This window comes from Sphingomonas sp. FW306-05-A (genome assembly GCF_058782275.1).
Window position 1 is genome coordinate 302113 of record NZ_JBYSXN010000003.1, and the last position, 11767, is coordinate 313879.

11 protein-coding genes are annotated in these 11767 nt (G+C 65.4%); 6 read left to right on the plus strand and 5 right to left on the minus strand.

Features of this window, described 5'->3' with window-relative positions:
• The first annotated feature begins 11 nt into the window (after positions 1–11).
• From AC3WJR_RS17655 to AC3WJR_RS17670, 4 genes are all read left to right on the plus strand, one after another.
• Positions 12–2195: a GH92 family glycosyl hydrolase gene (locus AC3WJR_RS17655; protein WP_492726609.1), complete on the plus strand. Its 2184-nt coding sequence runs from the start codon at positions 12–14 to the stop codon at positions 2193–2195.
• Positions 2196–2329: 134 nt separating this feature from the next.
• Positions 2330–2641 (plus strand): hypothetical protein, encoded by a 312-nt coding sequence (locus tag AC3WJR_RS17660; protein ID WP_354282944.1) that lies wholly within the window; start codon positions 2330–2332, stop codon positions 2639–2641.
• A 40-nt stretch (positions 2642–2681) separates the two neighbouring features.
• Positions 2682–3506 (plus strand): hypothetical protein, encoded by an 825-nt coding sequence (locus AC3WJR_RS17665; protein WP_492726611.1) that lies wholly within the window; start codon positions 2682–2684, stop codon positions 3504–3506.
• A 39-nt stretch (positions 3507–3545) separates the two neighbouring features.
• Positions 3546–3956 (plus strand): Rap1a/Tai family immunity protein, encoded by a 411-nt coding sequence (locus tag AC3WJR_RS17670; protein WP_492726613.1) that lies wholly within the window; start codon positions 3546–3548, stop codon positions 3954–3956.
• Between the two features lie 22 nt (positions 3957–3978).
• Here AC3WJR_RS17670 and AC3WJR_RS17675 read toward each other — a convergent pair whose 3' ends face one another.
• The 4 genes from AC3WJR_RS17675 to AC3WJR_RS17690 form a co-directional block, all read right to left on the minus strand.
• Positions 3979–4878 (minus strand): glycoside hydrolase family 130 protein, encoded by a 900-nt coding sequence (locus AC3WJR_RS17675; protein ID WP_492726615.1) that lies wholly within the window; start codon positions 4876–4878, stop codon positions 3979–3981.
• The gene (locus tag AC3WJR_RS17680) at positions 4875–5648 is read right to left on the minus strand and encodes an SDR family NAD(P)-dependent oxidoreductase (protein WP_492726617.1); all 774 of its coding nucleotides are present in this window, start codon (positions 5646–5648) and stop codon (positions 4875–4877) included. The genes AC3WJR_RS17675 and AC3WJR_RS17680 overlap by 4 nt, the downstream gene beginning before the upstream one ends.
• Positions 5649–5717: 69 nt before the next feature.
• Positions 5718–6116, minus strand: a complete 399-nt coding sequence (locus AC3WJR_RS17685; protein ID WP_354282934.1) for a PAS domain-containing protein — start codon at positions 6114–6116, stop codon at positions 5718–5720.
• Positions 6116–8401, minus strand: coding sequence for an ATP-binding protein (locus AC3WJR_RS17690; RefSeq protein ID WP_492726619.1), 2286 nt, complete (start codon positions 8399–8401; stop codon positions 6116–6118). The genes AC3WJR_RS17685 and AC3WJR_RS17690 overlap by 1 nt, the downstream gene beginning before the upstream one ends.
• Before the next feature lie 156 nt (positions 8402–8557).
• Here AC3WJR_RS17690 and AC3WJR_RS17695 point away from each other — a divergent pair, with 156 nt between their 5' ends.
• On the plus strand, positions 8558–9493 hold the full coding sequence (locus tag AC3WJR_RS17695; protein WP_492726621.1) for an NAD(P)/FAD-dependent oxidoreductase: 936 nt from the start codon (positions 8558–8560) through the stop codon (positions 9491–9493).
• On the opposite strand, the gene crtI is transcribed toward AC3WJR_RS17695, so the two are convergent.
• Positions 9446–11119 (minus strand): phytoene desaturase family protein, encoded by a 1674-nt coding sequence (gene crtI, locus AC3WJR_RS17700; protein WP_492726623.1) that lies wholly within the window; start codon positions 11117–11119, stop codon positions 9446–9448. The two genes, AC3WJR_RS17695 and crtI, sit on opposite strands and share 48 nt — an antisense overlap.
• A 308-nt stretch (positions 11120–11427) precedes the next feature.
• On the opposite strand from crtI, the gene AC3WJR_RS17705 reads away from it, so the two are divergent.
• Entirely contained in the window at positions 11428–11760 is a 333-nt protein-coding gene (locus tag AC3WJR_RS17705) for a PAS domain-containing protein (protein ID WP_492726624.1), read from the plus strand.
• Positions 11761–11767: the final 7 nt, after the last annotated feature.

Genomic DNA, 11767 nt, shown 5'->3' on the forward strand with positions numbered 1-11767 from the left:
TCGCACGCCCCATGTTCGCCCTAACGATGGTGTTGGCGGCGGTTTGCCCCGCCGTCGCGCAGGATCGCGCGCTGAACGGCCTAGTCGATCCGATGGTCGGCACGGGCAACGACGATCAGGGCGACACGATCCCTGGACCGACGCTCCCCGCGGGGTCGATCCATCCGAGCCCAGAGACGATCAGCGCCAACACCAGCAACGCGGGCTACGACCGGGACGCGCCGCTGAGTGGCTTCGCGCAACTGCACACCCAGGGGTCGGGCGGCACCACCAGCTACGGCACGTTCCTCGTCTCGCCGCAGACGGGGGTGCTGGCGACGAGCGAAGCGGATCATCTTTCGCCCAAGAGCAATGAGCGGGCAGGGGCGGCTGGCTATTCGGTCCGGCTCGACCGCTATGCGACCGATGTCGAGATCGCGCCTGCGCATCATGCTGCTCTATACCGCTTCACATTCCCGCAAACCGGCGACGCGCATCTGCTGTTCGACGTCACGCGCAAGATCAAGGGCGCGCTCGGCAGCGACGGGGCCGAGGTCACGCTGATTCCGCGCGAGGGAAAGATCGTCGGTCGCGTCCGGTCGAAGGGCTATTGGTCGCCGGCCAAGGTGGACATCTGGTTCGTCGCCAAGGTCGACGCTGCGCCGACAGCCTGGGGGATCGAATCCGCGGGCGTGCGGCAGGATGGCGCGACCACGGCACAGGTGACGGCGGACCGTCCGCTGCGCGCGTGGTGGACCTTCGGCGACCAGGGGCGGAAGCCCGTCGAGATGAAGATCGCGGTGTCCTTCACCAGCGCCGAACGCGCCGAGGCGCTGCTCGATCAGGACGTGCCGGGGTGGGATATCGCAGCGGTGCGATCGGCGGCGGCGCGGGCATGGGATGGGGTGCTGTCGAAGGTGACGATCGCCGGCGTTCCCGAAGCGGACAAGCGCCGCTTCTATACCGCGCTCTATCACAGCGCGATTCAGCCGCGCGACCGGACGCAGGATCAGCCCGAGGCCGATCGCAAAACCCCGCTCTACGACGACCATTATACGCTGTGGGACACATATCACACGCTCTACCCGCTGATGGCGCTGATCCGACCGGCGGAATATGCGGGGGTGATCGGGTCGTTCATCCATAGCTGGGAGCGGTTCGGCGCGGCCGACACGGCGTTCATCGCGGGGCGCAATTTCCACGTCGGCCAGGCGGGTGACGAAGTCGACAATGTGATCGGGGAGGGATTCCTGCGCGGCGTGCCGGGGGTCGACTGGCGCAAGGCGGCGGATGTTGTGCTGTTCAACGCGCACGAACGGCGGCGTCCGCGCTATCTGGTCGACGGGTTCTTCGCGGTCGGGGGCCGCAGCCCGGAGGGCGAGCCGCAACGCGCGCGGTCCGGGTCGGCGACCGTCGGGATGGCGCTCAACGATTATTACGCCAGCGTCGTCGCGGCGGGCGCGGGGCGGACGGACGAGGCGGCGGCGTTGCGCAAACGCTCCGGCAACTGGCGCAACGTGTGGGACGCGAGCGCGACCAGCGACGGCTACAGCGGCTTCGTCGGGCCGCGCTTTGCCGACGGTACGTTCCAGCCGAACGATCCCAAGAGGGGCTGGAACGGCAAGAAGCACGACAATTTCGGCTTCTACGAAGGGACCGGGTGGATCTACTCCTATGCGCCGGTCCACGACATTCCGGCGATGGTCGCGATCATGGGCGGGCGCGATGCGTTCGTGCGGCGTCTGCAGCATGCCTTCGATGCCGGGCTGATCGATTATACCAACGAACCGAGCTTCTCGACCCCGTGGCTGTTCAGCGAGGTCGGGCGCCCCGATCTCGCCAGCTTCTATGCCAACCGGGTGTTCACCCGCTTCACCGCGACCGCCTATCCCGGGGACGAGGACAATGGCGCAATGAGCTCGTATTATGTGTTCAACCGGATCGGCCTGTTTCCCAAACTCGGCAGCGCGTCCTTCTACCTGCATGCCCCGCACCAGCCGCGCAGTGTCATCACGCTGCCCAACGGTCGCACCTTCAGCATTGTGGCACATGGCTATCGACCGGGCGCGATCTACATTGGCGGTGCAATGCTCAATGGAAAGCGGCTCGACTCCGCGCTGATCGCGCAAGACGACATCCTGAAAGGCGGCACGCTTGACCTTGAGGTGACTCGCAAGCCGGGGAACTGGAGTCGTTCACCCCCGGTTCAACACTGACAATTCCGCGGTTTTCTGCGGATCTTTACGCGCCTTCGGTCGTATTACGGACACGTTTCGACCAATTGCGATTGCCAACCCGATCCGGCCCGCCTTGGCTTTCGAAACCAAAAACATTGCTAAAAGGTGAGTGTATGCGTCCGAATTTTGCCAAAGCTGCTACTGTCGCGATCATCATGGTCGGCTCGGTTGGGATCAGCGGTTGCGCGACCAAGGGTTACGTCCAGCGCGAGATCGCTACCGTCAACCAGCGCATCGACGGGATCGACGGCCGCGTCCGTACGGTCGAGGGTACGTCGGGTCAGGCGCTGACGCAGGCACAGGCTGCTGCCGGTCAGGCGCAGCAGAATGCCCAGCGCATCGACCAGATCAACGGCCGCGTCGATGGCCTCGACCAGCAGATGCAGCAGCAGGCACAGCGCCAGCAGCGTCGCCCGCGCGGCTGATCACGCTGTCGCAACGCGCTTGCATTGATCGACAGGACTGGTGAACAACGGTTTCGTGTTTACCAGCCTGTCCTTCACCGATCGCTCGGCAATGATGGCTGCTGCGGGGCTGGCGCTGGCTTTGATGCCGGTGCCGCTCGCAGCAGCGATCGTTCCCGCCGCTGCCACCAAAACCACCGCGCCCGCGAAGAGCGGCGTCGCGCAACCGCGCAAGGTTGCCGCCAAGCCTAAAGCCAAGGCGAAGCCCAAAGCAAAGACCGTCGCCCCGCCCGTCGTTACCGTACCGCTTGTCGAGCCGGTACGGACGGAATCCGCACAGCGCATGGTCGCCTGGATCGCGTCGGCGCACGATAACGGGTCGCTCCCTTACGCGATCATCGACAAGCAAGCGGCATCGTTGTCGCTCTTCTCCGCCAAGGGCGAGTTCCTGGGGGAGACTCCGGTCCTGCTCGGGATCGGCATCGGCGATGATTCGACTCCCGGCGTCGGCGCAAAGGATTTGGCAGACATCGGGCCGGCTGAGCGCACGACGCCAGCTGGACGGTTCGTCGCCAAGTTCGGCATGGCGTTCGGGCGGCAGCGGGTGTTGTGGGTCGATTATGCCAATTCGGTCGCGCTGCATGCGGTGATCACGACGCACAAGAAGGAACAACGCGTCGAACGGCTTCTGTCGCCGTCGCCTGACGACAATCGCATCAGCTTCGGCTGCATCAATGTCGGCACCAGTTTCTACACCAAGCAGGTACGACCGCTGTTCCTGAAGAAGGGCGGCGTCGTCTATATCCTGCCCGATACCAAGCCGCTCGAAACGGTCTTCCCGCGCGTGCGGCTATTGCCGTATCTTGCCGCGTCGGCTGCGCAATAGCGCCATGATGCCGATGCTTGTCCGGTCGAAGGAAACCGCATGATCCTGGCCCTGATCGCGATGATCGCGGCGCCCGTCGAGGCACCGGTGGTGGTCAGCTCGTTACGAACCGAGCAACTTGCGGACGCCTGCCGCGGTGAGGATTCGGATTCAACCCCCGGTTTCTGTACGGGCTATATCCTGGGTGCGTTCGACACCTTGTCGATGTCGCGTCAAATCTGCCCCTCGGCGACCAGCGCCTCGACGCTCGAGGCGATCGCCGCCACCCGCAAGTATCTGCGCACGCATCGCAAGGCATGGGACAGCGCGCCTGCGTTCATCGTCCGGGATGCGTTGAAGGGGGCTTTCCCGTGCAAGGTCGCGAGCAAGCCAAAGCCAAAGGCCAAACCGGCGACGAAGCCCAAGGCCAAACCCAAGGCCAAAGCGACCGAAAAGAAGCGTAGCGCATAGGCCACGCAGGCCATCCGTTGCGCTACCGGCTATATCGCCCGATCAATGCACGCCGCAGCATCCGGTCTTCCAGCGAATAATAGAGCGCGATCCGGTCGCCCTCCGCCACCGTGGCGGCGGCAAAGGCGATGTCGGTCGCGTCCCGGCGCAGCGGCGGCGGGGGGACGAGCAACGGCTCCAGCCCGCGCCCGGTGATGCGGGTGTAATCCGGACTGAAACTGATCCAGCCGATCCGCCAGCGCGCGTCGTGCGTCGCACCATTGTAGAACATCACGGGGTCGCGCCCCGGCTCCGCCCAGATCGGTCCGGTCGACAGATGCCAGTTATCCCAACTGTCCTCGCGGATGCCGAACGGATCGTGCAGCGTGGTCCATGGTCCGATCTCGCTCGGCCCGCCCGCCATGCCGATTCGCGATGCGCCATTGGCGGCATATTCGTAGAACAGCCGCCAGTCGCCCGCGGCTGTCTGTGCGAGCGTGGCTTCCTTGATGTTGCCCTCGCCGGGCGGCGCCTTTAACGCAACGTCCTGCTTGACCAGCCGGGTCAGATCCTGCCCGCTCGCCAGGATCAGCGACCCTTGCGCACGCGCCGCATCGACCCCGGTGTAATAGACCAGATACCGGTGATCCTCTGTCAGCACGACGGTCGGATCCTCGCAACCGCCGAGATCCTCGCTGCCGGGACCCGGCACGATCGCCAGCCCCGGATCCATCGTGAAGACGAGCCCGTCCCGGCTTTCGCCGCGCGCGATGATCCCGGTCGGATCGTGCGGCCCCAACGGGTTGGGGACGCCGCGCACCATCATCCGGTACAGGTCGCCCTCGCGCCATACGAACGGACTCATCAGGTCCATCCCGTCGATCACCGATGCGGCGGATAGCGTGACCGTATCGAGCTGCTCGACGACATAGGCGACCGTCATGCGCCTTGCGCCACGGTCAGCGACAGCCCGCCGTCGATCGTCACGGTGGTGCCGGTGATGTAATCCGCCGCAGGCGACAACAGGAACGTGACCAGTGTGGCGACCTCGTCGGGGCGGCCTGCGCGTTTCCACGGGATCGCGGCTTCCTTGCTCGCGCGTTCCTTGGGATCATCGAGTGCGGACTGGTTCATCGGCGTGAGGATCATGCCCGGTGCCACGCCGTTAACCGCAATGCCCTTGGGCGCGAGTTCGAGCGCGAGCGTCGCGGTGAGTTGGGCAAGACCGCCCTTCGCGGAATCGTAATCGGCTCCGCCGGCCCGCGGCGCGCGCTCGTGGATCGACGAAATGTTGACGATCCGGCCCTTGGCGTCGGCGGCTTCGAGCGCGCGGACCATCCGGCGGCAGGTCAGGAAGGGACCGTACAGGTCCGACCGGATGACTTGGTCGAACTGGGTCAGGGGCATGTCGACCAACAGCGTCCCGCGCATGTTGAGCCCCGCCGAATTGACCAGCAGGTTCACCGTGCCGAACGCGTGTTCGGCACGCTCAAACAGCCGGTCGACGGCGCTTTCGTCACCGACATCGGCCTGCACCGCGATCGCCCGTGTATCCCCGCCGATCGCCTTGCAGACAGCGTCGGCTGCTGCCGCATCCTTGAAATAGGTGATGACGACGCGTGCGCCGCCTTCTCCAAGTGCCTTGGCACATGCGGCGCCGATTCCGGATTCGCCGCCGGTCACGATTGCTACTGCGCTGTCGAATGTTCCCATAAATGCCGAACCGGCGACGCCGGGGCTGGTTGCATGAAATCGCCGACACGAAGCGGTTGGGCGCTGTCGCTATTCGCGTCGGAGAAAGATCCAATATCCGCCCGTGCTCGCAGGCTGGACCCGGATATTCAATTCACGGTCCCGATCCTCGAAGTCGCCGATATGCGTGAATTCTAGGTCGAGCGTCCCGGCGGCACTCGCGCGTTCCACCCGACCGCGGAAATCGGGATTGTCCATGCACGGGGCGACCTTGCCGAAGAAGTCCAGCCCGATGCGGTCATGCGACCCGGAACCCGAGAGGCGCCGTTCCGCCGCGCTGTAAAAGGCAACGGTGCCATCGGCGTTCAGCCGGATCGCACCGAACGGCAAGGCGTCGACGACGGCGGTAGGCAGCGCCTCGACCGCACGCGCCAGAGCGGGCGTGTCGAAGTCCGGCACGCCCGGATCGGTCGGGTCGAACGTTTGCATCAGGGCAGGGCCCTGACCGGTTCGCGACCGAGGACGACCGCGCCGACGACATGGTCGACCAGGGTCCCGTCCCCCGAGAACGGCAGCAACAACCGCTCGAACGTTTCGAGATAGCCTTCGCCCAGATCGATCCGTGCAAATTCGTACGACGGCTTGCCGGTGATGGCACACCGTCGATAGGCCGCCTCGCGCGCGGTCAGCGTGTCATTGCCACTCAGCGGCAGGGTTTCGAAGCTGCCGGTACCGAGGACGTGGGTGCCAAGCGCATCGCGCAGCGTGGAGCCGATATGCGTAAAGGTGAATTCGATCGGGCTTTTGCACAGGTCGATCGTCGCCATCACGATACGGTGGGGTTCATGGCAGGCGTCGATCGTGAAGCGTTCGAACAGCGGAATGCCGGTTTGCGCACGGATCGCACGCCAATGTTCGAAGAGCGCCTGCGTGCATCGCGATTTCAGGCGCTTGGCCAAGCGGTCGAGGCGTTCCTCGTCCGATGCGCGCTGGCTGGCGGTGTTGAGGACACGGCGGATCGCATATTGCAGGCCGGCCGGACTGAACGGCTTGTGGAGCACGGTTCCCCCCTCCGGGGCCTGCCAGTCGCTGCCTGCCGTAACGAACAGGCACGGAATGCCGACACCCGACGCGCGGATCGCGGCAGCGAGTTCGATGCCGGACATGTCGGGCATGTCGATGTCGGTCACGACGATATCGACCGACCGGGTCCGCAGCAGATCGAGCGCGGTGCGTGCATCGTTCGCCACCACCACGTCGAAGCCGAGATCCGACAATCCTTCGCCGAGGATCTGGGCCAGGTCGCGATCCTCGTCGACGAGCAGGATCGTCTCGAAGGCGGTCCCCGGCGGTGCTTCGCCGACCGGGTCGTCCTGGGGCGCGCTCGGTGCGCAACTCCCCGCGCTCGCGCGCGGCAGATACAGCGAGAACGTCGTGCCCGCCCCGACGTGGCTTTCGATGCGCAGCGCCCCGCCAGCCTGCTGGATGAAGCGTTGCACCATCGCCAGACCGAGACCAGTGCCCTTGCCGCGCGCCTTGGTGGTGAAGAACGGCTCGGTCACGCGCTGCAACGTTTCGCTGTCCATGCCGGGGCCGTTGTCCGCGACGCTGACGAGGACCGCATCCTTGCCCTCCAGTTCGGGCGGATGCAGCGGCGTATCGGCGAGGCAGTTGCGCACCGCGATGCGCACCTCGCCGCCGCCCCGCATCGCGTCGCTCGCATTATGGGCGAGGTTGAGCAGCGCAGACTGCAATTGGGTCGCGTCGACGAGCGCGGGCCATGCACCGGGTGCGCAATCGATCACCAGCGCGACGCTGCGACGAACGCCGTACGCGAGCAGATCCGATATCTCGGCAATCGCCGCTGCAAGATCGACCGGCTGCGGATCCACCTCCTGCAATCGGGCGAAGGCCAGCAACTGACGGATCAGCGTCGCCCCGCGCTCGGCGGCGCGCTGGCCCATGGCGACCACCTGACGGATGCGCGGGTCCTCTGTGCGATGATCGATGATCGCGAACCCCCCCAGGACGGCACCGAGGATATTGTTGAAATCATGCGCAATACCCGACGTCAGCTGGCCGACGGTTTCGAGCTTCTGGCTTTGCAGCTGCGCCGCCTGCATCGCCTCGCGACGGGCGATCTCGGACGACAATCGCATATTGGCGCGGTTGAGCGCAGCGGTACGGTCGCGCACGCGCCGTTCGAGGTCGGTGGTCAGGTCGCGGAGTTGCGCCTCGCGCTCTTCCAGGGTCCGCATCCAGTGCGCGCGCTCGGCCGGATCGTGGCAGTAGCAGACGACGCTATAGGAGGAATCGGGCAGCATGACGCGGTCGATCCGCCAGTCCTGCATCTGACGTGCGGCGCGGTGATCACAGCTCGCGGGGGCTTCATAGGAAACGCCGGTTTCCAGAGTGCGGCGGAACTGCGCGATCGCGACATCGGCTAGCGGTCCGGGCCAGATCGCGTGGAGGATCTCGGCAAGCGGACGCCCGATCGCGGGATGGACGGGTTCGAACATCGGGCGTGCGCCACGGCTGACGATGCGGAGCACGAGGTCGGCATCGACCAGATAGACGCCGAACGGATCATTGGCGATCACCGCCTCGACTGTCTCGACCTGCCGCTGGAGCACGACCTGTTCGGGATCGATCAGCATGGCTTCGCGCAGAGCGGCGGGCGCGCGAGTCCGGGCCGCCTGATCCGGCAGCAACGCGCGATCGCCATCGGTGCTCGTCCCCTGGACCACCCCTCCGCTCCCGTCGGATTGAACCATGACCGTAACGATGGCGCAGGCGCGCGGGTTTTGCCATGACCGAATGCGTTACTAACACCAATGAACGAAGCGTTACCGAAGCGGCGATCGGTGGTTCCGGGCGTTACGATCCCACGCCGCCGGAACGACCGGGGATGCAAAAGGACTGGATATCCAATGAGAATCGCGATCGTCGGCGCCGGGATTGCCGGTCTGTCCTGTGCGCACGCGCTGCAGACGGGCGGACACACCGCCTCCGTGTTCGACAAGGGGCGCGGGCCCGGGGGACGGATGGCGACCCGGCGGGTCGATAGCGCACTCGGCACCATCGCGTTCGACCACGGTGCACAGTATTTCACGGCGCGCGATCCGGCGTTCGTCCAAGCCGTCGCGCGCTGGTCGGCGGACGGCGTTGCGGCCCGCTGGTCCGCTGCGGGGGAGGATGCATGGGTCGGCACGCCCGGAATGAACGCGCTCGTCAAGGCGATCGCGCAGGATCTGGACGTCGCGTGGAACAGTCGCGTCGAGGCAATCACCAGCAGCGATGGGGGATGGCGGCTCGATCCCGTCTCGGATGCGCTGTTCGATGCGGTGGTGGTGGCGACCCCGGCGGAACAGGCGGTCGATCTGCTGGAGCCGCATGACTCGGCGATGGCGGCGGCTGCGCGGGGCTGTCCGTCCGAACCGTGCTGGACCGCGATGGTCGCCTTTGCCGAGCGGATCTCGGTTCCCGTGGACGTCCTCCGGGATCGTGGCATCATCGGCTGGGCCGCGCGCAACAGTGCGAAGCCGGGACGGGACGGACCCGAAGCATGGGTAATCCAGGCGAACCCGGACTGGTCGCGCGCGCATCTCGAGGAAGCGGTGGACGGCGTCGTGGATTCGCTGCTGTCCGCGCTTGCCGCCGAAGCCGAAGCACCGTTGCCCGAGGCGACCGTGCGGATCGGCCACCGCTGGCGCTATGCGCGCGTCCGCGCGCGCGACGACGGTGCGGCGTGGGATGCAAACCGCGGGATCGGCGCGGTCGGCGATTGGCTGCTCGGACCGCGCGTCGAGAGCGCCTGGTTATCCGGCCGAAAACTCGCCGACCAGATCCTCGCTCCCGCGGGCTGAGCCTGCGCTGGCCGTCGGCATCCCCGCGACGATCCGCTGATCGACCTGATAATCGCGCGCGATCTCGCGCGCGGTCATCTTGGCGGACATCATCACCGACGGAGTTCCGCCGCCCGGCTGCGTTCCCTGACCGACGAGATACAGGTTCGCGATATCCTCGCTGCGGTTGTGCGGGCGGAAGAAGGCGGTCTGTGTCAGGCGCGGCTCGACGCCGAAGCCGTTGCCCGCATAGGCTCCCAGCGTCTGCTCGAAATAATCGGGCGTGACGAAGCTGCTGTACACCAGCCGCTCGCGCAGGCCGGGGATGTAGCCGCGGTCATCGAGGAAGTTGAGCACCTTCTCGGCAAACCCGTCGCCGACCGCATCCCAGTCGACATCGCCGAGCGTGTTGGGCACCGGGATCAGCGTATAGGCGGCATGATGCCCCGGGGGCGCGAGGCTCGGGTCGGTCAGCGTCGGGACATGCAGATATTGCGAGAAGTCCTCGGCGAGGATCTTGCGCTCGAAGATGTCGGTCAGCAGCTCCTCGTAGCGCGGCCCGAGGATGATGTTGTGATGCCGCACATCGGGGTCGCCTTCGCGCTTCTCATAGCCGAAGTAGATCACCATCAGCGACATGCTCTGCTTGCGGAACTTGACCACCGCGTCGCGATTGATCCGGCGGTGCGCCTTGTCGATCAGCTTGAGGTAGGTGGTGGCATAGTCGCCGTTGGAGACGACGAGGTCCACCGCCAGCGTCTCGCCCGATGCGAGCGTCACGCCGGTCGCGACCCGCTTTCCGCCGCGCTTCTCGACCTCGATCCGCTCGACCTTTGCGTTGAGCCGGACCGTCCCACCCAGTTCCTCGAGCTTGACGACGAGCGCCTTTACCAGCGCGCCCGTGCCGCCCATCGCGTAATGAATGCCCCAGGTCTTCTCGACGAAGTGGATCATCGCGTAGATCGCGGGGACCTTGAGCGGATTGCCGCCGATCAGCAGCGGTTCGAAGCTGAACACCTGCCGCATCTTGTCGCTCTTGAAGTACTTGCTGATCAGCGAGAACAGCGGCTGGATCGCACCGAGCTTGAGCAAATCGGGGACCACCCCGACCATCGACCCGAGGCTCCCGAAATAGGTGTAGCCGAGCTCGAGGAACCCGCGCTGGAAGATCTTCCGCGCTGCTTCGTGGAAGCGTTCGTAGCCCTCGAGATCCTCGGGCGCGAGCCGCGCGATCTGCGCACGCACGTTGACCGGGTCGGCGTCGTAATCGAAGAAGGTGTCGTCGTCGAAATAGATCCGGTAGAACGGCAGCACCGGCACGATGTCGAGATAGCGGCTGGTATTGGGGCCACCGCTGATTCCGGAGGTGATTCGCTTCTCGTCGAGGACGTCCTGCGGAAAATCGGGCGCGGCGAGCATCGCCACGTCGCGTTCGAGCGAGAACAGTTCCTCGATGAAATGCGGCACGGTCAGCACCGTCGGTCCCATGTCGAAGGTGAACCCCTCGGCGCGGCGGACGTAGGCACGCCCCCCGACATCATCGAGCTGCTCGACGATCTGCGTATCGAAGCCGAGGCTCTGCAACCGGATCGCACAGGCGATGCCCCCGATGCCCGAGCCGATTACGATCGCGGTGCGCCGTGTCATGGATGGCCGTCTCTTTGTCAGAACGTGGGGAAGGGCAATATCGTCAGTCGATTCACCCATGTTCTAGCGCAGGACGACCAGAAAGGAATGCGGCGAAACCACCGGAACACGGCGTCGAACGCCTGAACAACCATCTCCCGATAGATGTGCCTCGGAGCGGCGATCCGCAAGCCCCGTACGATCATCCCGCAGGCCGGCCAGCGACCGCCGATCATGTGAACACGCAAAGTTAACCCTCGGTTTGTAATGAAGAAAAGCTTAGCCGAGTGAGGGTAGTATCTGTGTCCACAGCGTTTGATGAAATCGATTTGCATGCGCTCGCGCGGATGCCACTGGAACAGGTGGATCACCTGCCGTTCGGGGTCGTCGGGCTGGACTCGGAAAACCTCGTCGTCGTCTACAGCGCAGCCGAGGCCCGGATGGCGGGACTCGACCGTGATTCGGTGATCGGCGCGCCGTTCTTCGACGCGGTCGCGCAATGCATGAACAATTTCATGGTCGCACAACGATTCGAGGATGAAGCCGAGCTCGACGAGATCGTTCCTTATGTGCTGACGCTGCGGATGCGCCCGACGCGGGCGCTGCTACGACTGCTGGCGGCCCCCGACGCGCCGCTGAACTACATCCTTATCGAACGGTGAGGCGATA